Consider the following 25,193-nt stretch of genomic DNA (forward strand, 5'->3'; position numbering starts at 1 on the left):
GCCGCTTCGCGCCTCCCCAACCCCTTCAGTGGCTCATGCCGCGTGAGGCTGAGAAGCCGTGTCCGCCAGACCCGCGGCCCGTTGGACGGGCGCTACTCGGCCCCCATATCCGACTCGGTTTCCACTCTGCCGAAAACCGCGCTATGCAGCGCCAACCTCCGGACAGCCGGACTCTATCGAGATCCTAGAGACGCCCATGCCCAGCCTGAACGAGATCCGCGGCACCTTCCTCGACTATTTCGGCAAGGCCGATCACGCGATCACGCCGTCGGCGCCGCTGGTGCCGCAGAACGATCCGACCCTGCTGTTCGTCAATGCCGGCATGGTGCCGTTCAAGAACGCCTTCACCGGCGCCGAGACGCCCGCCTATCCGCGCGCGGTCAGTTCGCAAAAGTGCGTCCGCGCCGGCGGCAAACACAACGACCTGGACAATGTCGGCTACACCGCCCGCCACCACACCTTCTTCGAGATGCTGGGCAACTTCTCGTTCGGCGACTACTTCAAGGAACAGGCGATCACCCACGCCTGGACCCTGCTGACCCGCGACTTCGCCCTGCCCAAGGACAAGCTGCTGGTCACGGTCTATCACACCGACACCGAGGCGGCCGATCTCTGGAAGAAGATCGCCGGCCTGTCCGACGACCGCATCATCCGCATCGCCACCAACGACAATTTCTGGTCGATGGGCGACACTGGCCCGTGCGGTCCCTGCTCGGAGATCTTCTTCGACCACGGCGCCCACATCCCCGGTGGCCCTCCGGGCAGTCCCGATGAGGACGGCGACCGCTTCATCGAGATCTGGAACCTGGTCTTCATGCAGTTCGAGCAGCTTGCCGGCGGCGAGCGCCTGTCGCTGCCCAAGCCCTCGATCGATACCGGCATGGGTCTGGAGCGCGTCGCCGCCGTCCTGCAGGGCGTGCACGACAACTACGACATCGACATCTTCAAGGCCCTGATCGCCGCCAGCGTCGAGCTGACCGGCGTGAAGGCCGAAGGCGTCCAGGCGCCGTCGCACCGGGTGATCGCCGACCATCTGCGCTCGTCCTCGTTCCTGCTGGCCGATGGCGTCACGCCGTCGAATGAAGGGCGCGGCTATGTCCTGCGCCGGATCATGCGCCGGGCCATGCGCCACGCCTATCTGCTGGGCGCCAACGAGCCCCTGATGCACCGCCTGGCCCCGACCCTGGTCGCCGAGATGGGCCAGGCCTATCCCGAGCTGCGCCGCGCCGAGGCCTCGATCGTCGAGACCCTGCGCCAGGAGGAAGAGCGCTTCCGCGTCACGCTGGGTCGCGGCATGGGCCTGCTGGACGAAGCCACCGCCAACCTGTCGTCGGGTGGCGTGCTGGACGGCGAGGTCGCCTTCAAGCTCTACGATACCTACGGCTTCCCGCTGGACCTGACCCAGGACGCCGTGCGGGCCAGGGGCATCAAGGTCGACACCGACGGCTTCGATGTGGCCATGGAGCGCCAGCGCACCATGGCGCGCGCCAACTGGTCCGGCTCGGGCCAGACCGGCGCGGCCGCCGCCTGGTTCGCCATCAAGGAACGCTCGGGCCCGACCAACTTCGTCGGCTATGACAACACCGAGACCACGGGCGTGGTGCAGGCGATCCTGGTCGACGGCGCCGAGGCGCAGGCCGCTTCGGCCGGCCAGACCGTCGAGGTGCTGCTGGACCGCACCAGCTTCTACGCCGAAAGCGGCGGCCAGGCGGGCGACACCGGCGTCATCGAGGCCAATGGCCGCGAGAGCCGCGTGCTCGACACCCAGAAGCAGGCCGGCGAGCTCTATGTGCATCGCGTCGAGCTGTCCGGCGACCTTAAGGTCGGCGACAGCGTCGTCGCTTCGGTGAACGCCGCGCGCCGCACCACCACCCGCTCCAACCACTCGGCCGCTCACCTGGTCCATGCCGCCCTGCACCATGTGCTGGGTCCGCATGTCGCCCAGAAGGGCCAGATGGTGGATGGCGAGCGCATGCGCTTCGACTTCAGCCACGGCGGCCCGCTGTCGCCCGACGAGATCGAGCGTATCGAGACCGAGGTCAACGAAGTCATCCGTCAGAACGTCCCGGCCGAGACCAAGGAGATGGCCCCGCAGGAGGCCATCGAGGCCGGGGCCGTGGCGCTGTTTGGCGAAAAATATGGCGACAGCGTCCGGGTCCTGACCCTGGGCAAGTCGCTGACCGAGACCGGCAAGGCCTATTCGGTCGAGCTGTGCGGCGGCACCCACGTGGCCCGCACCGGCGACATCGCCCTGTTCAAGATCGTCTCGGAGCAGGGCGTGGCGGCCGGCATTCGCCGCATCGAGGCCCTGACCGGCGAGGCGGCCCGTCGCTTCCTGCTGGATCAGGCCGGCGTCGCCAAGGCCCTGGCCGACCAGTTCAAGACCCCGGTCCTGGAGGTCGGCGCTCGCGTCGAGGCCCTGATCGCCGAGCGCAAGTCGCTTGAGAAGCAGCTGGCCGAGGCCAAGAAGCAACTGGCCCTGGGCGGCGGTGGCGGCGCGGCCTCCGGTCCGGAAGACGTGGGCGGCACGGCCCTGATCGCCAAGGTGCTGGACGGCGTCGGCGGCAAGGAACTGCGCGGCGTGGCCGAGGAGTTCAAGAAGCAGCTGACGAATGGCGGCGTCGTGGCCCTGGTCGGGACCAGCGACGGCAAGGCCGCCGTGACGGTGGCAGTCACGGCTGACCTCGTTGGCAAGTTCAGCGCCGCCGAGCTGGCCAAGGCCGCCGTGCTGGCCATGGGCGGCCAGGGCGCGGGCGGCAAGGCCGACTTCGCCCAGGGCGGCGCGCCTGACGCGACCAAGGCCCAGGCGGGCCTGGACGCGATCAAGGCGGCCCTGGCGGGCTGATCCCCGGAGACTGGACGGCGGCTAGCTCTTGAGGAACGCCGAGAGCTTGTTGCCGTCCGGGTCGCGGACATAGGCCAGGTAGTAGCCCTCGCCATAGGCCGGGCGAGGTCCGGGCGGGCCCTCGCAGCTTCCGCCGTTCGCCATGGCGGCGGCATGGAAGGCGTCGACCTGTTCCGGCGTCTCGGCCTTCAGGCCCACCATGATGCCGTTGCCGGCCTTGGCAGGTTGGCCATTCTCGGGGCTGCAGATCATCACCGTGGCGTGGTCCTGGTCCGGCCCGTAGCCGATCCAGTCGCCCTGTCTCCACAGTCGCTGACTGCCCAGCGCGCCCAGCACGGCGTCATAGAAGATCCCGGCCCGGTCGATGTCGCTGGCGCCGATGGTGATATAGCTGATCATGAACAAGTCCTCCTTGGTCGAAATCTAGCGAGGCGGACCTTGCTCGTCGAGAACGAAGGGTGAACTAGCTGACACCCTGTGTCAGCAGTATCGCTACAGCCGACAAGGTGATGACCGCCAGGGCCGTAGTCAGGGCCACGGTCCTCGCCGCGCCCCGCGCGAAGACGCCCAGGGACCGGGTCTGGATGAAGACATTGACCGCCGTCGGTGTCGCGGCCAGCAGGGTGGCCCCCATGCGGAAGGCCATCGGCGCGTCGGTCAGGCCTACGGCCAGCCAGGTCAGGACGGGCAGGGTCAGCAGCTTGGCGACGGCGGCTGAGATCACGGGGGCGGAGCGTGGGACCGCTTCCACATCCGCCGAGCGCAGGGCCAGGGCCGCGCCCAGGGCCACCAGCGCCACCGGGCTGCCCGAGACGGCGGCGGCGGCCACGGCGCGATCCAGCAGCGACGGGAGGGTCAGGCCCGTGATCGCCATGCCGACGCCGATCAGCGAGGCGACGACGACCGGGTTGGACAGGGCGCGCCACACCGATCCCAGGATCGAGCGCCCGGCGGCCCAGCCCAGCAGGGCGATGCCGGTCGCGGCGACGATCACGAAGTCGACCGCGACAACGCCGGCCGCGAGGCGTGCGGCCTCGGGGCCCAGCACGGCGGCGGCGATGGGCAGGCCCAGGAAGGCGCTGTTGCCCAGCGACCCGGCCAGGGCGGCGCCGGCCCGTTCCTCGCGCGTCCAGCCCAGCACCTGGCCCAGCACCAGCAGCCCGGCCATGACCAGCAGCGCCGCCCCGGCGAAAGCCGCCAGACCCCAGGCCAGGGCCGGCCCCGGCGTTCCGATTCGCGAGAGCGAATGGATCAGCAAGGCTGGAAAGCCGATCCAGAACACATAGGCCGACAGGCCGCGCGACATCCCCTCGTCCAGCAGGCGCAGCCGGACCAGGGCCACGCCGGCGCCGACCAGCAGGAAGAACGGCAGCACCCGCGACAGGACGCCGAGCACGAGATCGATCACGAGGCGCTTTCTGGCGGTTGCAGGACGCCTCGCTTTATCACTTGCCGGCGGGGGGCGACCAGCCCGGCAGGGTCAGGCGATAGACGAGGATCAGGTTGTCATTGTCGCCGGCCGGGCTGCCGTCGGCGGCCTTGATCCCCGCGTCGAAGGCGATGCCGCCGACCACGCCGTCAGCGGTCTGGAAGTCGTTGTCCGAGCCGATGAACAGGAACGCGTCGTTCGGCGCCTTGGGATCCAGGGCCGGAACCAGGGCCAGGGCCTCGAACTTCTCGGGCAGGGTGAAGGCGTTGGTCGCGGCGTTGTCGAGGTTGAAGCCGAAGCGGGCCATTTGGGCCGGGTGGATCAGATTGATCAGCTCCACCTGTTTCACCGGCACGATACCAGCTTCGAGCACGCCGTTGGGCGCGACCGGCTTGGTCGAGGTTTCATAGGCCGTGCCCGCGATATTGGTCGCGCCGGCGGTGTCGATCAGCAGCACGCTGCGATAGACGGCCGGACGGGTCGCGCCGCCGCCGCGGCCGTTGCCGTCGCGGGCCAGGACCAGGAACTGGTGGTCGCTGAGCGCCAGGATCTCGGACTGGGCGGCGGTCTTGTCGGGCGCAGCGCCGTCGCCCTTGTTGCGGAACACCGGCAGCTGGAGAACATATTCGGCGACCGGCGCGGCCGGGGTGGCGGACTTGCGGATGTCGTACAGGAACAGTCGGGTATTGGCGCGGCTCTGGTCAGCGTCCTTGCCGGAAGCCGAATCCTGCACCGTTGCGCTCTGCAGCAGGGCGGCGAGATGCTTGCCGTTTGGCGTGATGCTGACGCCCTCGATGCCCTGGTTGTTGCGACGGCCGGTTTCCGGGGCCTTGGCGCCGGTCAGCATGGGGGAGCCGCCGTTCATCGGAGCCACGGCCGCCACGGGGGCGATCATGCCCTGCAGTGCGCCTGCCTTGTCGAAGCGATAGATGGCCGCCGCATATTCGTCGGAGACGTAGAAGCCGCCATCAGCCGCCATGGCCAGGCCCTCGCTGTCCAGGCTGATACGGCCGGCGGCGGCGGGTTCGGAGGGGTCCAGGCCCGTGAAGGTCTGGCCCTTGGCGTCCTTCAGCAGCAGGCCGCCGGTCGGGGTCAGCTTCACTTGTTCCGGGGCGACGGTCTCGCTTCCGACATGGGGTGCGAAGGTGAAGCTGAACCGGTGCAGACGGTTGGCGTAGTCGGAGGTGCCGACGATCGTGCCGACCCCGTTGGGGCCGCGATCGGGCAGGGTGGTCAGGCTGCCGGCATAGGTCCCGTCGGCCAGACGGCGCCAGTCGCTGATCGCCATGGCCGAGAACGAGCCCAGGGTGTCGCCGTTGAAGTCGCGCAGCGCGGCCGACAGGCGCCCGGCCCCGACCAGACCCTGATTGATCCGCTTGACGCCGCCCAGTTCAATCGTGACCGCGCCCTCGGCGGTCGCCACGTTGGGCCGGGTATAGGCGGTCGGCTGGGCCATGGCCGCCGAGGTCAGGACCAGCAGCGAGGCGGCGGCGAGCAGCGGCAGACGAGCAAGACGGATCATGGCGATGGGTTCCAGCAAAGGGGTCCCAGCGCGGTTACCAGCCTTGCTTGACGCTTCGGTGACAGCGCCGGCCCTGAGCCTAGCGCTCCTCGCGCGGCAGGCGAATATGCACCAGCTTCCAGGTGAACAGCTCGCGCCGCTGGAAGGTGAACACCGTCACGCGCCTGGCGTCGCCGGGCCGCTTCATCGCCACGCGAACGCGGTTGGGATCCCAGTAGGCAATGGTCGGATAGGGGCCAGAGACCACGGCCTTCAGCTTGCCGGTCAGGGTTTCGGGCCGGGCCGGGCCGGCGGGCGCGGCGCCGGGCGCGTAGCCCCGCGTCAGGGCCGAGATGCCGGCGATGGTCAGATAGCGATCGACCTTGGGCTCGGGCGGCGCGATCGGCTCGATGGCCCGGCGCATGGCGCCCAGCGGGTCACGCCAGATCGAGGGCGGCTCGGCCGGGGCCACAGGGGCGGCCTCGACCAGTTGGCCGGTCAGGCTGCGCCGCACGGCCGGAAAGTCGACCAGTTCGCTGATCGCCTGCACGTCCTCATACTGGGCCGCCGCCTTCAGGGCCCGGAAGGCGAACCAGGGCGCCGAGGCGAAGGTCGCCGCGAACACGAAGATGCCCAGGACGATCAGGTCCCAGATCCGCTTCTGCAAACTCATGGAGCGCCCCAGAATGGTTAACGCGGCATAGAAGGGGTATTCGCCCCATCGTCGCAAGCGTCTTCGCGTCAGGGGGGACCCGCGGGCGGCCCGCCGCCCTGATAGACGCACGCCATTTCGGCGGCGCCCTCGGCGCGCTTGAGTTCGATCAGGTCTGCGACGCCGAGGAGTTCTTCAACCAGTCGCCTCTGGAGCCAGGCCTTGTTGCGTTGGCGACGCAGGTTTGAGCGGCACATCCCTTCGCGGCGGATCGGGCGTGCGGGGCGGGGATTGGGCATGAGGGTGTTCCATTTCAAGGCGCGAGGCACGGCTGCGCCGCCCCGCGCTTTCGCTGCGAAGATCGGGGAGGGTGCGGGGCGCCGGGCCACGCCCGGATGAGAAAGTAGAAATACCGTTTCGACGAAGCTCGGACGCCCCGCGCGATCGTTATCCGTCAGCGTCCCGTCAGGTGGCCCTGTTCAGGCCTTACCGGGAGCCATTCCGCCAGGTTTCCCGCGCAGATTAGCGGTCGAGGCGGGCGAGCCAAGCAAATGACCAATGAACACACCCGTCTATCCTCATCCACGCCGACGGCGGGCGGGTCTGGCCAGCAACCAGATCCCCGGACCGTCCGGGTATCCCCCCCGAACCTGTCCCCGCTCGACCACACCCCAGGGCCGCGAAGGTCGCTGGCCGCGCGCCCTCCCCATCGCCCTGAGGTGAAGACAGTATACGGCGGTGCGCATCTCGGGGGACTTGGCGCGCTCCGGGCCAGCGATTTCAGCGGGTTAGGCGCGGGAAGGGGGGTGGATGAACCGATTTCGAAGGCCCCGGTCCAGGCCGTTCGAGGCTTGCTGGCGGGGCTGCGGTTCAGGCGTCGATTTCGCGGCTGACATTCGAGACCAGCTTTCCGTCCCGCAGGGTGAGCTGGCGACTACATCTGGCTGCGACGCCTTCATCATGGGTGCAGATCAGGAAGGTGGCCCCGTCTTCCCGGTTCACTTCCCGCATCAGGGCCAGCACCCGTTCCGCCGACTCGCGATCCAGATTGCCGGTCGGCTCATCGGCGATGATCAGGTCGGGGCGGTTCATCAGGGCCCGTGCGATGGCGACGCGCTGTTTTTGACCGCCGGAAAGCCGGGTGGCGGGATAGTCGATGCGGTCCTCCAGCCCAACCCGGGTCAGCAGGTCCCGCGCACGCTCACGCATCTCGCGCGAGATGCCGCCGGCCGGGGCCGCGGCGGGAAAGGCGACGTTCTCCATGGCCGTAAAGTCGGGCAGCAGATGGTGGAACTGGAAGACAAATCCCAGTCGACGGTTTCGAAACAGGGCCCGTTTCCGCTCGGAGAAATCGTCGATCCGTTCGCCGCTGATCGTCAGGCTTCCGGCGGTGGGTCGCAAAAGCAGGCCGATGATCGACAGCAGGGTCGACTTGCCCGACCCCGAGGCCCCGAGCAGGGCCACGAGCTCACCCTTGTCGAGGGTCAGGTCGATCCCGTTCAAGACCCGGGTTTCTTCGTCCCCGTTCTTGAACACCTTTTCGATGCCCAGGGCTTCCAGCACGCGGGTCATTGCTGGATGGCCTCCAGCGGGTCGACCTTCGAGGCCGCGCGCGCCGGGAGGATCGAGGCGATCACCGCCCCCAGCGTGGTCAGCACCAACGCCGCCACATAGCCGCCCCGCTCAGGCGCGATCGGCAGGACCGAGTCGCCGGCGGCGTTGGTAATGCCTTGCAGCCAGATGCAGAGACCATAGCCGCTGGCGCAACCCAGCAAGGCGCCCACCAGGCCGATCAGCAGCCCCTGGAGCAGGAAGACCCACAGGATGAAGGTTCCCGGCACGCCGAACGCGCGCATGATCCCGACCTCGCTGCGACGCCGATAGGCGGACAGCACAAGGGCGCTGGCTATGCCGATAATGATCGAGATCAGCGAAAAGGCCTGGATCATGGAGCCGGTTCGGCCCTGGGCGACCAGGGCGCTCTCGAGGCTGGTGTTCTTCTCCTGCCAGGGTGTTGCGCGCAGGCTCGTGGCGTCGGCGAGGAACCGCGCCATGGCGCGCGCCTGATTGGGGTCCTTCAGCTTGACCTCGATATTGGTCAACCCGTCGGGCAGGACGAACAGGGGTCGGGCCGTCTGCAGCGACAGGAAGGCGACACGCTCGTCCAGGCTTTGCAGGCCCGTCCGGAAGACGCCCTTGATGGTGAGCTGGCGTTCGACGCCGCGCTCGGTCCGCAACAGAATGGATTGGCCCGCACTGAGGCCCAGGTCTTCGGCCAGGCGCGCGCCGATCAGCAGGCCATCGGCGCCCAGATCGCCATCGCCGTCGATGATGCTGGGCGAAATCGGCGAGATCGCGTCGATCCCCTGCGGGTCAACGCCGACGATCGAGACGGATCGGACCGCCTCGCTTTTCACCAGGACGGCGCTTCCCGTGATCTGGGGACTAATCGCCGACACCCTGGGGTCTGCCCGCAGGAGCTCGAGCACCATGGGCCAGTTGCGGATCTGCTGGCGCTGAAAGGTGGAGACCAGAGCCACGGATTCGACCGGCAGGTCTGGTCCTGCCAGGACCCGGGCAATGCGGGTCGGCGGCTCCAGGCTGACATGGGCGCTTTTGCCGGTCACCTGCTCGGTCAGCAGGATCGCCAGTCCGGCGATCAGGGCGGTGATGAAGACGAAGACGGTCACCCCGATCGCGACGCCCGCCACCAGCAGCAGGGTCTGAGAGGGGTTTGACAGCAGATAGCGTCTGGCGACTTTCAGGGCGAACATGGCCTCAGTCGCCCGCCTTGGCCGCCACAGGCTCGATGTGCGCGCCGGGCTTGGTCGAGGTCGGCTCCAGGACGACGCGGTCCCCGGCCTTCAATCCGCTTTCGACGATGGCCTGTACGGAAGGCCACCGCGCCACGGTGATCTTTCTGATCTCGACCAGATTGGCGGCGTTGACGACATAGACCTTGGGCGCGGCCGTGGCGTCCACGACGGCGCTGCGCGGCACGACGATCGCAGCCTGGCGCTGGTCAATGACGATGGTGACGTCGATCGAGCGACCTGGGGTCAGCGTCTGGCTGCCTTCGGCCGCCAGTCGAACCGTCCGGCCGCCGGTGCTGGAATCGACCCGGGGCGAGACCTCGGTCACGCGGGCGGCAAAGATGCCGGGCGATCCTGACAGGGCCGCGCGGGCCGTCTGGCCGGCCGACAGGCGATCGGCATAGGCTTCCTCGACCTCGGCGCGGATCTCGACGCCCCTGGCCGAGCCCAGTTGAAACAGCGGCGCGCCCGCAGCCACGACTTGGCCATTGTCGATCGGACGAACCAGCACCACGCCGGCCATGGGCGCGCGAATGGTGAATTCCCGCGAGCGCTCGGTCGAGGCCCGCAGGCCGGCATCCGCTGCGGCGACATTGGCCTGCGCTGTCTCAAGGCTGGCCTTTGCGGCATCCAGAGCCGCCTTGGCGGCAAAGCCGCGCTCATGCAGGGTCCGGGTGCGCTGATAGACCAGCTGGGCTTCCTTGGCCTGGGCCCGTGCGGCGCGGGCGCGGGCGGCGTCGGCGTCGGTCTGGGCCTGTTCGACGGACGCCAGGATCACCGCCATCGGGTCACCGGGCAGAACCTGGTCGCCCTCGTCATGCAGCAGGCTGATGACCTGGCCCGGATTGGGCGAGGAGACCTGGATGAGCTCGGCCGGGCGGGCGCGACCGACCACCGACAAGGCCTGTTCGATGGTGCGGGGCTCGATCACAACGACCGCAACCTGTGGCGGCCGTCGCGAGACCAGGACCCACGCCGTCAGCGCAACCACCAGGGCCGCCGCAACGATGAAGAACCAGGGTCTTGGGATGGCGCGCATGATCAGAGCACTCGCGGAGACAGGACGTGTCCTGCTCCTGCGCGTCCGGTCCCCGCATGGCAAGGTCCCAAATGGCCAGGCCGCCCCGGGCGGCGGATGCCCGCCTCCTGCAGAGCGGCCTTGGCTGCCGTCGAAAGCCCCCTAGTCGCGATCGTGACTGTGCGACTCCGTGCTTGTCGCCTCCACGCTCAGGGCTTCGCCGTCGCCGCTCTGGAACCAGAACGGCGGCCGTTCCGGCTTGCCGGCCTCGTTCATCTTGCTGTCGAACACCCGGCCATTGGCGATGGTGTAGGCGATGGTCGCGGTGTTTCGGATGTCGGTCAGGGGGTTGGCGTCGAACACCACCAGGTCGGCCAGCTTGCCCGGCTCCAGCGAGCCGAGGTCCTTGTCCAGACCCAGGGCCCGGGCCCCGTTCAGGCTGCCGGCCCGCAGGGCTTCCAGCGGGGTCATGCCGCCCTGGACGAAGCTCCACATTTCCCAGTGAGCGCCCAGGCCCTCGCGCTGGCCGTGGGCCCCGATCTGCACCGAGACGCCCAGGCGGTTGAGGCGGGTGGCCTCGCGGGCGACGGCAATGTGGTTGAGTTCGTTGTCGGGGGTCAGAACCGGGCGGCGGGCGCGGTTGTCGAGCAGGCGGCGGGGGACGTACTGCTGCAGGCGCGGATCGTCCCAGACCTTGGTGGCCTGGTACCAGTAGTTGTCGCCGGCATTGCCGCCGAAGGCCACCACCAGGGTCGGGGTATAGGCGACCCTGGTCTGGGGCCAGAGCTGAAGAACGTCAGCATACAGACGCTCCAGGGGGATCGAGTGCTCGATGGTCGTGTGGCCGTCGATGATCATCGACATGTTGGCCTGATACAGCGAGCCGCCTTCGGGCACGACCATCAGGCCCAGCTGGTTGGCGGCCTCGATGATCTGCTGGCGCTGATCGCGGCGGGGCTGGTTGTAGCTCTTCACGCTCCAGGCCCCGACCGCCTTCATGCGGCGCAGGTTGGACAGGGCGTCGTCCAGGCTGTCGACCTTGGCGGTGAAGGGCGTGGTGGCGCCGTAGAGGATCGCCCCGGTCGAGAAGATCCGCGGGCCCACCACCTGGCCGGCCTTCTGCAGCTCGGAATGGGCGAAGATCTCGGAGGTGTCGTTGGACGGGTCGTGGAGTGTGGTGACGCCGAAGGCCAGGGCCGCATAATTGACCCAGCTGCGCTGCGGGATGATCTCGTCCGAGCCCATCGAGCCGTGCCAGTGGGCGTCGATCAGGCCCGGGGTGATGGTCTTGCCGGCCAGGTCCATGACCTTGGCGTCCGCCGGGATCGTGACCGACCCCCGGGGACCGATGGCGGCGATGCGGGCGCCGTCCAGCACCACGACGCCGTCCTCGATGACCTCGTCGCCCTTCAGGGTGACCAGGCGGGCGCCGGTCAGGGCCAGCTTGCCGGCCGGCTTGAAGGCGGCCTGTTTGAAGCCCAGGTTGATGCCGGTCTCGGCGGGCTTGGGCAGTTCGGCGGGGGCGCCCTCGACGAAGCTGAAACTGTCCTTCAGGCCGCGGCTGTAGAGCTGCGGACCCAGGGCCCAGTTCAGGGTGGCGCTGTCGCCCGACCAGTGAATCCAGTCGCCGGCGTCGCGGGTGACGCGGGTCTGGGGCAGGGCCTTGCCGTCGGTGGCGATGCTGACGGCGCGCCCGGTCTTGGGGAAGGGCGCGACATAGGCGTTGAAGCGCTCGGTCCAGGCCACCCAGGCCTCGTCGGGCGAGACGGCGAACTCTGACGCGAATTCCGAAGTCAGGTGGGTGCGAGGTTCGTGACCGTTCAGGTCGAGCGACTTCAGGGCGGCCAGCTTGTCCTGGCGGCCGCTGAAATAGACCCGGTCATTGGCGGCCCCGAACTGCGGCATGGCCCCCTTGTCGCTGATCAGGCTCGCCTCGCCGCCGGCGGTGGCAACCCGATAGAGGCCGGGATTGCGGGTCCACAGGGTGCTGAGCAGCACGCCGTCGGTCGAGGCGCGATAGACGATGGTCTTGCTGTCCGGCGAGAACACCGGCTCGACGAAGCGGCCGGGGTTTTTGTTGACCTTGCGGCCTTCGCCGCCGGTGGCCGGGATCACCCGGATCGAGCCCAGGTCCTCGTCGTTCCAGGTGGTGTAGACGATCGACTTTCCGTCGCGCGACCAGGCCGGATAGAGCTCGAAATGGTCGCTTTGCTTGGTCAGGCGGCGCGGGGCGCCGCCGGGCAGGTCGCGGATCCACAGATGGCCCAGGGCCTCGAACACCACTCGCTTGCCGTCGGGCGCGGTGCGGGCCCAGCGGATCATCTTGACGTCGAACTGCTCGGGGGCGACCTCGACCGGGAAGCGCACGGCCTCGCGGGCCTTGCGGGTGTCGGCGACGTGGAAGGGGATGTCGCTGACGGCGTGAGACTTGGCGTCGATCTTGCGGATCTTGCCGCCGGCCCAGACCACCAGCGATGCGCCGTCGGGCGTCCAGCTGATCGCCGGATAGACGCCGTGGATGGCCCAGGTCTCCTGCATGTCGCGGTCGAGCTGGTCATAGACCTTGGTCTCGCGCCCCGAGGCGATGTCCATCACATAGAGGGTCGACTGGAAACGCACGCGGCGGATGAAGGCCAGCGACTTGCCGTCCGGCGAGGGGGTGGGGCGGATCGCGCCGCCGGGCCCGCCGAGGAACTTCTTCACCTCGCCGGTCTCGCGGTCGAGGCGCTGGATGGCGTAGATCTCGGTATTGGGGTCCTTGCTGTATTCGAACACCCCGCCTTCGGTGACGTCGTCGCTGAAATAGAGATAGCGGCCGTCGGGCGAGAAGGCCGGCTCGCCGCTGTCCTTCTGCTGGGTGCGGCGCTCGGTCAGTTGCACGCCGTTGCCGCCGGCGCGGTGATAGAGCCACATCTCGCCGGCCCCCAGCGAGCGGCTGGAGGTGAAGTGCTTGCGGCCGACGATGTACTGGCCGTCGGGCGTCCAGTCGGGCTGGGACAGCAGGCGGAAACTCTCGCTGGACACCGCCTTGGGATTTCCGCCATCGCGGTCCATGACCCACAGATTGTCGCCGCCGCCGCGATCCGAGGTGAAGGCGATCGACTTGCCGTCCGGCGAGTATTTGGGCTGCATGTCCCAGGAGATGCCGCTGGCGATGTTCCTGGCCTCGCCGCCGTTGATCGGCAGGACATAGAGGTCGCCCATCAGGTCGAAGACGATTTCCCGGCCGTCGGGGCTGACGTCCAGCGACATCCAGGAGCCTTCGGTGACGTCCAGCTTGAGGTCCTTGGTGTAGCCCGCCGGCGGATTGCGCACGTCCCATTTGGGCTTTTCAGGCTTGGCGTCAGCCTTGGCGGCCGCTTCGGGCGCGGGGGCGGATGTCTGGGCCAGGGCCGGAGCGGAGAGAACCAGGACGGCCGCAGTGGCCAACAGGACGCGCTTCATTTGGTGATTCTCCCTCGATCGCGGTGGAGAGTAGCGAAGCGCCGACCAAAGAAAACGCCCCCCGGTTTCCCGGAGGGCGCTGACTTGTCTTCTTCCCCCTAGGGGGGAGGAGCGCGAAGCGCGGAGGGGGCGAGTCTTTCGACCACTTGCCCCCTCCGGGTCGCTTCGCGACCGTCCGCCCCCGGAGGGGGCGGATGAGTCCTAGGCCATGGCCTTCTTCAGGTTCTCGTCGATCTTGTCGAGGAAGCCCTCGGTGGTCAGCCACGACTGCTTGTCGCCGACCAGCAGGGCCAGGTCCTTGGTCATGAAGCCGCTTTCGACGGTGTCGACGCAGACCTTTTCGAGGGTCAGGGCGAAGGCGGCCAGCTGCGCATTGTCGTCCAGCTTGGCGCGGTGGGCCAGGCCACGCGTCCAGGCGAAGATCGAGGCGATCGAGTTGGTCGAGGTGCTCTGGCCCTTCTGGTGCTGGCGATAGTGACGGGTCACGGTGCCGTGGGCGGCCTCGGCTTCCACTGTCTTGCCGTCCGGGGTCATCAGCACCGAGGTCATCAGACCCAGCGAGCCGAAGCCCTGGGCCACGATGTCGGACTGCACGTCGCCGTCGTAGTTCTTGCACGCCCAGACATAGCCGCCCGACCACTTGAGGGCCGAGGCCACCATGTCGTCGATCAGGCGGTGCTCGTAGTGGATGCCGGCGGCCTTGAACTGTTCGGCATATTCGGCGTCGAAGATCTCCTGGAAGATGTCCTTGAAGCGACCATCATAGTATTTGAGGATGGTGTTCTTGGTCGACAGATAGACCGGATAGCCGCGGCCCAGGCCGTAGGCGAACGAGGCGTGCGCGAAGTCGCGGATCGACGCGTCGAGATTGTACATGCCCATGGCCACGCCGGCGCCGGGGGCCTGGTACACTTCGTGCTCGATGACCGTGCCGTCCTCGCCGACGAACTTCATCGTCAGGGTGCCCTTGCCGGGGAACAGGAAGTCGGTGGCCTTGTACTGGTCGCCGAACGCGTGACGGCCGACGATGATCGGCTGGGTCCAGCCGGGCACCAGGCGCGGCACATTTTGGCAGATGATCGGTTCGCGGAAGATCACGCCGCCCAGGATGTTGCGGATCGTGCCATTTGGCGACTTCCACATCTTCTTGAGCTTGAATTCCTCGACGCGTTGCTCGTCGGGGGTGATGGTGGCGCACTTGACGGCGACGCCGTGCTTCTTGGTGGCCTCGGCGGCGTCGATGGTCACCTGATCGTCGGTGGCGTCGCGGTTTTCGACCGACAGGTCGTAATAGTCCAGTTCCAGGTCCAGATACGGGAAGATCAGCTTGTCCTTGATAAGCTTCCAGATAATCCGGGTCATTTCGTCGCCGTCCATGTCGACGACGGGGTTGGCGACTTTGATCTTGGCCATTGCGGGGTCTTTCCTCCGGCGGTGGCGCGACTGTGGCGATCTGGCGCACAGGGCCAGGTCGCGGGCGCGGACGGGCTGGCTATAGACTGTTGCGCGGCAAGGGAAAAGCCGATCGGTGGAATGGCGTATCTTCAGGGGCTGTTAGGAGACCGGGGCCTTTATGGATAACAAGGATCTTCTGGCGGAGATCGGTAGGAACTGACCGGGCGTGCGCAGCCTTCTGCCTAAAACGGAAATGACCTCGCCCCTGGCGCGGCGCCTGCTGGCGATCGTCGCGGTGCTGTCGATCGCCGTTACGGGCGTGGCGACCGCCGTGGCCTTTGTGTTTGTGCAGAAGAGCGCCGCCGATACCCAGATGCGGCACTTGGCCGAATATGTCGGCGAGCGGGTGAAGACCGAGGACCGGCTGTTTTCCAATCTCGTCAAGGTTCACGAGGCCGCCAGCCTCGCCCTCACCCAGCGCCTGGAAAACCGCGACTCCTCTGCGACCAGGACCGAGTTTGACACCCTGTTTCCGCCGTATGGCGACGGCACTCGACGCACGGCGCCGGGTCTTTATGACGGCGGCCGGACGGGACCCCATTTCGTCTATGGTATCGGCGGCTTTCTGAAGGCGGCCGACCAGATGGATCCCGACGAAAAGGCCTTGTTTGTCTCGGCCCTGGAGGTGGTGGCCAATACGGGCGAGAGCCAAATGGGCCAGTACGACAACTTCTATTTCCTGACGCCGCAAACGCGGATGGTGATGTTCGGCCCCAAGCGGCCCGACAAGCTGATCTATTATCGCCAGAATGCGCCGCCGACCCTGGATATTGCCGGGGAAGAGATGACCCAGATTGCCCTGCCGGCCAACAATCCTGGCCGGACCATGAAGTGCACCAAGCTTCGCCGGCTGATCTCCGATCCCAAGAGCCGGGGCCTGAATGCAGCCTGTGTGACCCCGGTCTATTTCAAGGACCGGTTCATGGGGGCCTGGGGCACCACCCTGTCCCTGGATTCCTATCTGCTGCGCGCCGTCGGCGACGCCCTGCCAGGCGGGACCAATATGATCGTCTCCAATGACGGTGAACTGATCGCCGCACCCGGCCTGGCGCGCAACGGGGTGGTCGAGATTGCGCGCCTTCGCGAGTTCGAGGCGCGGGAACACATCAGCGAGGTGATGCGCCAGATTCGGGGGACCGGCCGCGATATCGGCGCGATCCGCGACGCGCGCAGTGACAGAGTGGTCGCCTATGGGCGGTTAAAGGAGCCCAACTGGTGGTTCCTGATGACCTTCCCGTCCAATGACGTGGTGCTGTCTTCGATCCAGACCGCATCCTGGGTGCTGCTGTTTGGCGTGCTGGGCGTGATGGTCCAGGTGATGCTGCTGTATCGGGTGATCAGCCGCGAACTGGCCTGGCCGCTCAACGTCCTGGCCAAGGCCGAGCGCGGGGGCGATCACGAGCAGGCCCTTGGCGTCGAGGCCCGTCAGGATGAAATCGGCGAGCTGGCGCGCACCCTGCGGCAGCAGCGCGAGGGCAATGAAGAGCTGCTCCGCAGTCTCGAGGACCGGGTGGCCGAGCGGACGGCCGAGCTGGAGCGCGCCAACCGGGCCAAGTCCGTCTTCCTGGCCAATATGAGTCACGAGCTGCGCACGCCGCTCAATGGCGTCATCGCCATCGGCGACCGCCTGGTCGGGGAGGAAAATCCCCAGGTCCGTCGCGAGCTGGCCGAACTGGTCACCTCATCGGGCCGACTGCTGGAACAGGTGCTGGGCGACATCCTGGATGTCTCGAAGATCGAGGCCGGCCAGTTCCATCTCAACCCCGCGCCCTTCAACCTGGATCGCCTGGTGCGCGGCATGGCCGAATTGCACGCCGCCGTCGCCCAGGCCAAGGGTCTGGACTTTTCCTGGTCGATCGCGCCGGAGGCGTCTGGCTGCTATCTGGGCGACTCCGGGCGGATCAGTCAGATCCTCTCCAACCTGCTGGCCAATGCGGTCAAGTTCACGGCGCAGGGCTCGATTGTCCTGACGGTCGAGCGCCCGGATGAGCGACTGGTCTTCACCGTGGCCGACACCGGGGTGGGCTTTGATGACACGGTGCGCGAGCGGCTGTTCAAGCGCTTCGTCCAGGCCGACCAGTCGATTACCCGTCAGTTTGGCGGCACGGGGCTGGGGCTGTCGATCTCGGCCGCCCTGGCCGAGATGATGGGCGGTAGAATCGACGCGCGGGCGGTGGTCGGATCGGGCGCCACCTTCTCGGTCGAGTTGCCGCTTCCGCCTTGCCAAGGCGAGGCGCTGGACGCGCGTCGGGAGGGCCAGGAGGAGATTTCGCTGCAGGGCCTGACCGTGCTGGTCGCTGAAGACCATCCCACCAACCGCAAGGTCGTCGAGGTGGTGCTGGAACCGTTCGGCGTCGATCTGACCATGGTCGAGGACGGCGCAGCCGCCCTGGCGGAGGTGATGAACCAGAGCTTTGACGCCATCCTGATGGACATGCAGATGCCGATCATGGACGGCTTGACCGCCACCCGCGCGATCCGGGCGCACGAAGTGGCGCAGGGCCTGCCGCCGGTTCTGATCATCATGTTGACCGCCAACGCCATGGAGGAGCACATCGCCTCGGCCAAGGCGGCAGGCGCGGACCTGCACCTGGCCAAGCCGCTGCATCCAGCCTTGCTGCTGGAAGCCCTGGCCGGCGTGCGCAACATCGTCGCGGTCGATTCGGTCAGCGTGGCGGGGTAGGGGGTCCCGTATTCCGATCAGCGAGGGTTGGCCGGGACGGCCCGCGGCCGGGAATTTTTTCGATTGCCCCTCTTGAATGGGCCTTGCGGTTGCATAACTCTGTGGAGCGGGCCGGGCCCCTCTGACGAATGAATGCAAGCATTCGTGATGTCGGACCGCATCGGGTGTTCTCGATGTATGGGTCCGGTGTCCCCCACCCCCCCTCGGTCCGGATTCAGCGTCGGGAACACCCATCCGGTCTGGATAGGGAAATTGCCAAATGCCGCTACTGATGTGCCCTAACTGCGATGGATCGATGCAGGCCGTGAACCGCGCCGGCGTCGAGTTCGACATGTGCCCCAAGTGCCGGGGCGTGTGGCTGGATCGCGGCGAGCTTGAAAAGCTGATGGCCCTGGAGCGCGAAGACGCCGCCGGCCAGGCCGCGCCGCCGCCGCCGCGTCAGCAGGCGCCGTATCAGGCTCCGCCGCAGCAGCAGCAGCACTATGCTCCGCCGCCGCGCTACGAAGAGCCCCGACGCTACAAGGATGACGATGATCGTCATCGCTATGGCCAACAGGGTCACTACAAGAAGAAGAAGGGTTTTGATCTCTTCGACATCTTCGACTGACGAAAGAGCTATGAACCACCTCAAGACCTACATGTTGCTGGCCGGCCTGACCGCTTTGTTCATGGCGGCCGGCTTCATGATCGGCGGCGCCACGGGCATGCTGGTCGCCTTGGTCTTCGCCATCGGCCTGAACGCGTTCTCGTACTGGAACGCCGACAAGATCGTGCTGAAGACCTATGGCGCGGTCGAGGTCGACGAGACCCACCCCGACCGCCGCATCCGCGACTATGCTATCGAGGTCCACGCCATGGCCGACAAGGCCGGCCTGCCGCGCCCGCGGGTCTGCGTGATGGAGAACGACCAGCCCAACGCCTTCGCCACCGGCCGTGATCCTCAGCACGCCGCCGTGGCCGCCACGACAGGCCTGCTGGCCATGCTGGACCGCGACGAGATCGCCGGCGTGATGGCCCATGAACTGGCCCATGTGAAAAACCGCGACACCCTGACCATGACGGTGACGGCCACCATCGCCGGCGCCATCTCGGGTCTGGCCAATTTCGCCTTCTTCTTCGGCGGCTCGCGCGACGAAGACCGGCCGGGCGGCATGATCGGCGCGATCGCCATCGCCATCCTGGCGCCCATCGCCGCCATGCTGGTGCAGATGGCCATCAGCCGCTCGCGCGAATACGAGGCCGACCGGGTCGGCGCCCAGATCGGCGGCGACCCCGCCGCCCTGGCGCGGGCCCTGCAAAAGATCGAGGCCTATGCGCGCGGCGGCGCGGTGAACCACGAGGCCGAGCGCAATCCGGCCACGGCCCACATGTTCATCATCAATCCGCTGAACGGCAGCGGGGCCGACAACCTGTTCTCGACCCACCCGGCCACCCACAACCGCGTCGAGGCCCTGCTGGCCCTGGGCGTGGGGCAGGGGACGCGCGCCCGGCGCGTGGGCACGGCCGTGCCGGTCAGCACACCGCGCCGGACGGGGCCCTGGAGCTAGTTAGCGTCCAAGAATGGCGTTGCGCTGGCGGTTTCCGTCCTGAAGGATCAGGGTCATAGACGCCCTCCAGGATCGCACCGCCGTCCATGCCGCCATCCCGTCGATCCCTGCTGGTTTGCGGCGTGGCCCTTGTCGTCGCGGGCTGCGCCACGACACCCAGGCTTCTGGCGTCCGACGTCACATGGCCCGAGCTGGAGCCTGTGAGCGTGACGGCCGACCGTCACGGCCTGACGGTGCGCGTGGCCTCGAAAGGCTGCGTCGCCAAGGCTGACTTCGTGTTCCGACTGGATCGCGGCGCCGGCGGCGCGGTGCTGGCCTTCGCGCGGCGACGGCTGGAGACCTGCCGGTTTGGCGAGGCGGGGGTGGTCGACCTCGTGTTCAGCTATGAGGCGCTGGGCCTGAGGCGCGGGGAGCGGTTCAGGGTGGCTAACCCTTCGCGCTGAACCGCTCGACCATCCAGTCCATCACCCGGGCCGGGCGCCGGGCGGCGATGTCGATCAGCACCCAGTCGGTGCGGCTCTGGGCGCACATCTCGCCGTCGGGGCCGTCGATGCGGACATAGCGCTCGAAGCGCGGACCCTTCAGCTCGCCGACCCAGGTGTAGCCGGTGGCGATCTCGTCCTGGCGTAGTTCCCGGCGATAGTCGATCTCGTGCCGGCGGGCCACCCAGCTCCACGGCGCGCGCTCTTCGGGCGAGGTCCGGGCCGCCCAATGGGCGATGGCCAGATCCTGGGCCCAGGCCAGATAGACCACGTTGTTGACGTGCTCATTGGCGTCGATGTCCGACGCCGTGGGCGTGAAGGTCATCGAGAAGGCGTTGGCGGCGGGCTGGAAAACCCGGCTCACGCGCGGCCCCCGAAAGTGTCAGCGGTTTCGGGGTTGGGGCGCGCGTTCTCAAAGGAGGTTGAGCCCCCCACGGGCGGCGAACCGCTTTGCACTTCGCCTGGGGGGCTCAAGCCTCGATCAGGCCCTGCTCGGTCATCAGCGTCTTCAGCTCGCCCGACTGGAACATCTCGCGGACGATGTCGCTGCCGCCGATGAACTCACCCTTCACATAGAGCTGGGGAATGGTCGGCCAGTCGGTGAAGGTCTTGACGCCCTGGCGCAGGTCGTCGTCCTGCAGCACGTCGACGCCGATGAACTCGACGCCCAGATGGTCGAGGATCTGCACCGAAACGGCCGAGAAGCCGCAGCGCGGCTGGTCGGGAACGCCCTTCATGAACAGCACCACGGCGTGGTCGGTCACGGTCTTGGCGATGAAGTCGAGGGCGGGGGAGGAGGCGGCGTCAGTCATGGCGGGTAGATCCTTGCAAGTCCCTTCAGCTAGGCGCCGCATGTCCCCGGGTCAAGAGCCGGCGCTATCGCTGGCTGGCGGCGCGTTCGCGTTCCTGGGCCGAAAAGCGCGCCATTTCGATCTGGGCGCAGACGCCGTTGGGCAGGTCGCGCTCGACCACGGCGGCCAGGCGTTCGACCTCGGCCTGGGTGTCGGCGGTGATCTGCACCGTGGCCAGTGAGGGCTCGGTGAGGGCGTAGCCCAGGCAGATCTCCTCGGCGCTCCAGCCCTGGGTGCCCGTCAGGAAGTCATAGCCGCCGACATCGGCCAGCGGATCGCTGCGACGCCGCCACAGCGAGGGCTTCTGGAACAGCGGCTTGCTGCCCAACTCGCGCAGGGCCTGGGGCCAGAAGTCTTCACCGATCACCGCCAGGTTCTGGCTGACGGCGGCGCGGACCCGATTGCGCTCGGCCCAGCCCGACGACAGGTTGAACGGCGACGACAGGGCGGTGACCAGGCCAGAGCGGGTCAGCGCCGGATCCACGTCGCCCCGGCTGGCCACGCCCAGGCCCCGGATGGCTCGCCCCTGGTGCAGGGTGCGAAGCACATCGCCGGCGGCGGCCGGCAGGTCAGGACCCAGCGGGTCGTTGAGCAGCACCAGGTCCAGATAGTCCAGGCCAAGGTCATCGAAGGCCGAAGTCATCATGGTTTCGACGACTGCGGCGGTGAACTGGCCGGCTTCTTCGCGCACCCGCCAGGTCAGGAACAGCAGTCGCCGCTCGACCGAGGCGAAGGCTTCGGCCGCGCCCTGCAGCAAGGGCGCCGAAGCGCCGTCGATCTGGAAGCTGTTAATCCCGTTCTCGATGGCCGTGTAGATCAGGGCTCGCCACTCGCTGGCGCGCAGGCGCGACTGGTCGGACAGGCGAAGGGTGATCGCCGAAACCGTCATGCCCGAATTGCCGAACGGCCGGTAAAGCACGGCTAGTCGGCCAGGTCTGCGGGCGGCGCCGCCGTTTCGAGCGCCAGGGCGTGCAAGGTCCCACCCAGCACATCGGCCAGGGCGCGATTGACCATCTGGTGCTGCTTGACCCGGTTGAGACCCCGGAAAGCGGGCGACACGATGCGCGCCTTGTAGTGGTCGCCGTCGCCGGCCAGATCGGTCAGCACGATCTCGGCGTCGGGGAAGGCGGCGTGCAGGCGGCCTTCGAGGTCGGCGGGAGACATGGGCACGGGAGGAAAGCTCCAATCCTTGAAAGGTTGTATGCCCCGGAAGTCTTAAGAACGGGCGTACGGCAGACGATAGGGCGGCTTTTGGCCACAGGCAGGGTTAAGGTGATTTAACTCCCTCTGGAAGCCGTCTGCAGGCATAGGGACGGCATGATTCAGGTTCTCGCTCCGCGCCTCCGCCTTCTGGCCCTGATTTTCGCCCTGGGCGCCGCCGCCCCGGCCAGCGCCGCAACGCCGGGCGCCATGGCGCTGGACGATGTCCGCATCCTGTCGGACGACGCCATGCAGGGCCGCGCGCCGGGCACGCCGGGCTCGGCGCTCGCGCGGGCGCATATCCTCAAGCGCTTTGGCGAGATCGGCCTGTCGCCCATCGGCGCCAGCTTCGAGCAGCCGTTCAGCTTCACGCGGCGCGACGGAACCCGGGTGGACGCCATCAATCTGGTGGCCCGCATTCCCGGAACTGCGGGTGACGGCAAGGCCATCGTGGTCACCGCCCACTACGACCATCTGGGCGTGCGGGGCGGCGAGATCTTCAACGGCGCCGACGACAACGCCTCGGGCGTGGCCGGCCTGCTGGCTGTCGCCGAAGCCTTCAAGGCCAGTCCGCCCAGGCACGATGTGATCCTGGCGGTGGTCGACGCCGAAGAGGGCGGTCTGCGCGGGGCCCACGCCTTCGTCGCCAATCCGCCCGTGCCGCTGTCGACGATCGCCCTGAACATCAATTTCGACATGCTGAGCAAGAACGCGAAGAACGAGCTCTATGTCAGCGGCGCCTCGCCGTTTCCGGCGCTGAAGCCGATCCTGGAGAAGGTGGCGGCGACCGCGCCGGTCAGCCTGAAGCTGGGCCACGACACCGACGCCGACGGCGCGCAGAACAACTGGACCAGCCAGTCTGACCACTACGCCTTCGCCGTCAAAGGCGTGCGGTGGCTCTATTTCGGGGTCGAGGATCATCCCGAATATCACAAGAGCACCGACGACTTCGCCACGATCCCGCAGGACTTCTTCAAGCGCTCGGTCGCCACCGTGGTCGCCGCGAGCCTGGCGCTGGACCGGGATCTGGACACCCTGCAGCCCGCGCACTGATCGGCCCAAATGGCGCGGCGGATTGCCACCCCTGTTGGCAACTCGGGCCATCTCAACTTAAGTTCTGCCAAGCCTGCTGGAATTCTAAAAGGATTCGCCGAGATCGACCGGTCCTTGCTGCGCGGTACGATAGTCAGAACTCTCTGGACGGTCGCCCTCGTCGTGGGCGTCGCCATGGCGCTGGACTATGTGGTCAATATCCTGGTCCTGCATAACCCGGCCGCCTATTCGCCGCTTGCCACGTTCCTGATCTCCACGATGATCGCCGCTCCGCTGGCCCTTTCCATCGGTCGACAGCGCGAGGGTCTGCGGCGGCTGGAGATGGACCTGTCCAGCAGCCTGGCGGCCAAGCAACTGGCGATCGATGAGGCCGAGCATCGGCGGGCCGAGGCCGAGGACGCCCTGGAGCGGTTGCGGGAAAGCGACCGGCTTTACCGGCTCCTGTCCGAGAATCTGACGGACAACATCAATCTGTGGTCCCGGTCCGGCGAGCGTCTCTACATGTCGCCGTCCATTGAGCGACTGACCGGCTTTACCGTCGAGGAATGGCGGACCCTGCCGCCGGAGGCGATGACCAGTCCTGAGGACTATGAGGCGGTTCAGGCCCTGGTGCGAACCCTGGTTCCCGGCGGCGAATCCAAGGTTTACGAGTACGAGAGCGCCCGCAAGGACGGCACGCCGATCTGGTTTGAGAGCACCTACAAGCGGGTGGCCGGCGCCGAGCGCGAACTGCTGGTGACGACGCGCGATGTCACCGAGCGCAAGACGCTGGAACTGGAACTCACCCACGCCCTGGAGTTGGCCCAGACGGCGGCTGCGGCCAAGTCCGACTTCCTGGCCAACATGACCCATGAGCTGCGTACGCCGCTCAATGCCATTATCGGCTTTGCCGGGGTCTTGCGCGGGTCCAGCACCCTGTCGGAGCGAGATGCGCGGCATGTGGGGCTGATCCAGGACGCCAGCAACACCCTTCTCAACGTCGTCAATGACGTGCTCGACTTCTCGAGGCTGGAGGCCGGCGGCGTCGAGCTGGATCCACAACCCTTCGATCCGCTGGTCATGGTCGCCTCGTGCGCCGCCCTGATCAAGGGCCAGGCCGAGGCCAAGGGGCTGGTCCTCGCGGTTTCGGCCCCCGATCATCTGTCGGCCATGCAGGCCGATGCGCCCCGTCTGACCCAGGTGTTGCTCAATCTCCTGTCCAACGCGGTGAAATTCACCAATACCGGCCAGGTCACGGTGGTCGTGAACCAGGTTCTGGCCGACGGCGAGGGCGTGCTGCGGGTCGAGGTGCGCGACACCGGAATCGGGATCGCCAGCCAGCAGCTGGATAACGTCTTTGACCGGTTTTCCCAGGCCGATGCGGCGGTGTCGCGCCGGTTTGGCGGCACGGGCCTTGGGTTGGCCATTTCACGCCGGATCATCGAGCAGATGGACGGCGAGATCGGTGTCGACAGCCGCGAGGGCGAAGGCTCGTGCTTCTGGTTCGAGATCCGTGCGCCCCTGTGTGATCTGGCGCCGGAAGTCCCGATGGAAGATCCAGTGACCCCTGATCCGCTGCAGGCCGCCCGCCTTCTGCTGGTCGAGGACAACGCCGTCAATCGCGAGCTGATCCGCATCATGCTCGAGCCTTTCGGCATCAAGGTGGACACGGCCAATGACGGCGTCGCGGGCGTCGAGGCGCTGCGCCAGGGAAGCTACGACCTGGTGCTGATGGATATCCAGATGCCGGGTATGGACGGCCTGACCGCCACCCGGCGCATCCGGGCCATGACCGACGCTCCCGGCTCGCGCACCCCGATCATCGCCATGACCGCCAATGTCCTGCCCGAGCAGGTGGCCAATTGCATCGCCGCCGGGATGGACGATCATCTGGGCAAGCCGATCAATCCGTCCAGGCTGCTTGAAGCCATCGCTCGCTGGTCTGGGCGCGAGCACGCTGAGGTAGCGGCAGGCTAAGACTAACGGCCGTTGATCCTGACCTCAGAGGGTCCAAATCTGAAAATACGCCGTCACCCCGGGACTTGTTCCCGGGGCCGATGGGTCAGCTTCCTCGTGAGAGTTCTATTCTGCGCCGCGCCTGCGGTTGCACAATGGGCCCCGGGAACAAGTCCCGGGGTGACGAGGATATAGAGCGCGAGGAGTCGAGCTCAGCGGCGCTTGGTAAAAGGCCTTCGCGACAGGTCAGGCGGTAATTTTAATCCGGCGCGCATCCGACTGCGC

General features: G+C 67.4%; 22 protein-coding genes. 7 read left to right on the forward strand and 15 right to left on the reverse strand.

What is annotated here, in order from left to right; translation table 11 throughout:
* The first annotated feature begins 196 nt into the window (after positions 1-196).
* On the forward strand, positions 197-2,845 hold the full coding sequence (alaS, locus tag ACN2C7_RS07470; RefSeq protein ID WP_419320842.1) for an alanine--tRNA ligase: 2,649 nt from the start codon (positions 197-199) through the stop codon (positions 2,843-2,845).
* Positions 2,846-2,866: 21 nt separating this feature from the next.
* Here alaS and ACN2C7_RS07475 read toward each other — a convergent pair whose 3' ends face one another.
* From ACN2C7_RS07475 to ACN2C7_RS07525, 11 genes are all read right to left on the reverse strand, one after another.
* Positions 2,867-3,244 (reverse strand): VOC family protein, encoded by a 378-nt coding sequence (locus ACN2C7_RS07475; protein WP_419320844.1) that lies wholly within the window; start codon positions 3,242-3,244, stop codon positions 2,867-2,869.
* A gap of 64 nt (positions 3,245-3,308) precedes the next feature.
* On the reverse strand, positions 3,309-4,253 hold the full coding sequence (locus ACN2C7_RS07480; protein ID WP_419320845.1) for an AEC family transporter: 945 nt from the start codon (positions 4,251-4,253) through the stop codon (positions 3,309-3,311).
* Positions 4,254-4,290: 37 nt separating this feature from the next.
* Positions 4,291-5,796 (reverse strand): esterase-like activity of phytase family protein, encoded by a 1,506-nt coding sequence (locus tag ACN2C7_RS07485; RefSeq protein ID WP_419320846.1) that lies wholly within the window; start codon positions 5,794-5,796, stop codon positions 4,291-4,293.
* A 79-nt stretch (positions 5,797-5,875) separates the two neighbouring features.
* A complete protein-coding gene (locus ACN2C7_RS07490; protein ID WP_419320848.1) occupies positions 5,876-6,448 on the reverse strand; it encodes a DUF2939 domain-containing protein in 573 nt (190 codons plus the stop codon).
* Positions 6,449-6,516: 68 nt separating this feature from the next.
* On the reverse strand, positions 6,517-6,726 hold the full coding sequence (locus ACN2C7_RS07495) for a hypothetical protein (protein WP_419320849.1): 210 nt from the start codon (positions 6,724-6,726) through the stop codon (positions 6,517-6,519).
* A gap of 223 nt (positions 6,727-6,949) precedes the next feature.
* Complete coding sequence (locus tag ACN2C7_RS07500) at positions 6,950-7,159, reverse strand: hypothetical protein (RefSeq protein ID WP_419321429.1); 210 nt, start codon at positions 7,157-7,159, stop codon at positions 6,950-6,952.
* A gap of 138 nt (positions 7,160-7,297) precedes the next feature.
* Positions 7,298-7,999, reverse strand: a complete 702-nt coding sequence (locus tag ACN2C7_RS07505) for an ABC transporter ATP-binding protein (protein ID WP_419320850.1) — start codon at positions 7,997-7,999, stop codon at positions 7,298-7,300.
* Positions 7,996-9,201, reverse strand: a complete 1,206-nt coding sequence (locus ACN2C7_RS07510) for an ABC transporter permease (protein ID WP_419320852.1) — start codon at positions 9,199-9,201, stop codon at positions 7,996-7,998. The genes ACN2C7_RS07505 and ACN2C7_RS07510 overlap by 4 nt, the downstream gene beginning before the upstream one ends.
* A gap of 4 nt (positions 9,202-9,205) precedes the next feature.
* The gene (locus ACN2C7_RS07515; RefSeq protein WP_419320853.1) at positions 9,206-10,279 is read right to left on the reverse strand and encodes an efflux RND transporter periplasmic adaptor subunit; all 1,074 of its coding nucleotides are present in this window, start codon (positions 10,277-10,279) and stop codon (positions 9,206-9,208) included.
* A gap of 141 nt (positions 10,280-10,420) precedes the next feature.
* Positions 10,421-13,702, reverse strand: coding sequence for an amidohydrolase family protein (locus ACN2C7_RS07520; RefSeq protein WP_419320854.1), 3,282 nt, complete (start codon positions 13,700-13,702; stop codon positions 10,421-10,423).
* Between the two features lie 201 nt (positions 13,703-13,903).
* A complete protein-coding gene (locus ACN2C7_RS07525; protein WP_419320855.1) occupies positions 13,904-15,115 on the reverse strand; it encodes an NADP-dependent isocitrate dehydrogenase in 1,212 nt (403 codons plus the stop codon).
* Between the two features lie 235 nt (positions 15,116-15,350).
* Between ACN2C7_RS07525 and ACN2C7_RS07530 the strand changes: the two genes are divergently transcribed.
* The 4 genes from ACN2C7_RS07530 to ACN2C7_RS07545 all read left to right on the forward strand — a co-directional run bounded on the left by ACN2C7_RS07530 (position 15,351) and on the right by ACN2C7_RS07545 (position 19,830).
* On the forward strand, positions 15,351-17,840 hold the full coding sequence (locus ACN2C7_RS07530; RefSeq protein ID WP_419320856.1) for an ATP-binding protein: 2,490 nt from the start codon (positions 15,351-15,353) through the stop codon (positions 17,838-17,840).
* Between the two features lie 259 nt (positions 17,841-18,099).
* Positions 18,100-18,447, forward strand: coding sequence for a zf-TFIIB domain-containing protein (locus ACN2C7_RS07535; RefSeq protein WP_419320857.1), 348 nt, complete (start codon positions 18,100-18,102; stop codon positions 18,445-18,447).
* A 10-nt stretch (positions 18,448-18,457) separates the two neighbouring features.
* Positions 18,458-19,387 carry a zinc metalloprotease HtpX gene (gene htpX, locus ACN2C7_RS07540; RefSeq protein WP_419320859.1) on the forward strand — a complete coding sequence of 310 codons (930 nt, stop codon included), beginning with the start codon at positions 18,458-18,460 and terminating at the stop codon, positions 19,385-19,387.
* A gap of 86 nt (positions 19,388-19,473) precedes the next feature.
* On the forward strand, positions 19,474-19,830 hold the full coding sequence (locus tag ACN2C7_RS07545) for a hypothetical protein (protein WP_419320860.1): 357 nt from the start codon (positions 19,474-19,476) through the stop codon (positions 19,828-19,830).
* Here the strand turns inward: ACN2C7_RS07545 and ACN2C7_RS07550 are convergent.
* The 4 genes from ACN2C7_RS07550 to ACN2C7_RS07565 form a co-directional block, all read right to left on the reverse strand.
* Complete coding sequence (locus ACN2C7_RS07550; RefSeq protein ID WP_419320861.1) at positions 19,814-20,233, reverse strand: acyl-CoA thioesterase; 420 nt, start codon at positions 20,231-20,233, stop codon at positions 19,814-19,816. The two genes, ACN2C7_RS07545 and ACN2C7_RS07550, sit on opposite strands and share 17 nt — an antisense overlap.
* A gap of 106 nt (positions 20,234-20,339) precedes the next feature.
* Complete coding sequence (gene grxD / locus ACN2C7_RS07555; protein WP_419320862.1) at positions 20,340-20,681, reverse strand: Grx4 family monothiol glutaredoxin; 342 nt, start codon at positions 20,679-20,681, stop codon at positions 20,340-20,342.
* A 64-nt stretch (positions 20,682-20,745) separates the two neighbouring features.
* A complete protein-coding gene (locus ACN2C7_RS07560) occupies positions 20,746-21,609 on the reverse strand; it encodes a hypothetical protein (protein ID WP_419320863.1) in 864 nt (287 codons plus the stop codon).
* Between the two features lie 32 nt (positions 21,610-21,641).
* Positions 21,642-21,890 carry a BolA/IbaG family iron-sulfur metabolism protein gene (locus ACN2C7_RS07565; RefSeq protein WP_419320864.1) on the reverse strand — a complete coding sequence of 83 codons (249 nt, stop codon included), beginning with the start codon at positions 21,888-21,890 and terminating at the stop codon, positions 21,642-21,644.
* Positions 21,891-22,037: 147 nt separating this feature from the next.
* Here ACN2C7_RS07565 and ACN2C7_RS07570 point away from each other — a divergent pair, with 147 nt between their 5' ends.
* Both ACN2C7_RS07570 and ACN2C7_RS07575 read left to right on the forward strand, forming a co-directional pair.
* Positions 22,038-22,973, forward strand: coding sequence for a M20/M25/M40 family metallo-hydrolase (locus ACN2C7_RS07570; protein ID WP_419320865.1), 936 nt, complete (start codon positions 22,038-22,040; stop codon positions 22,971-22,973).
* Between the two features lie 114 nt (positions 22,974-23,087).
* Positions 23,088-24,929 carry an ATP-binding protein gene (locus ACN2C7_RS07575; protein ID WP_419320866.1) on the forward strand — a complete coding sequence of 614 codons (1,842 nt, stop codon included), beginning with the start codon at positions 23,088-23,090 and terminating at the stop codon, positions 24,927-24,929.
* The last annotated feature ends 264 nt before the right edge of the window (positions 24,930-25,193 follow it).

The sequence above is a fragment of the Caulobacter sp. ErkDOM-E genome (assembly GCF_048541895.1).
GTDB lineage: Bacteria > Pseudomonadota > Alphaproteobacteria > Caulobacterales > Caulobacteraceae > Caulobacter.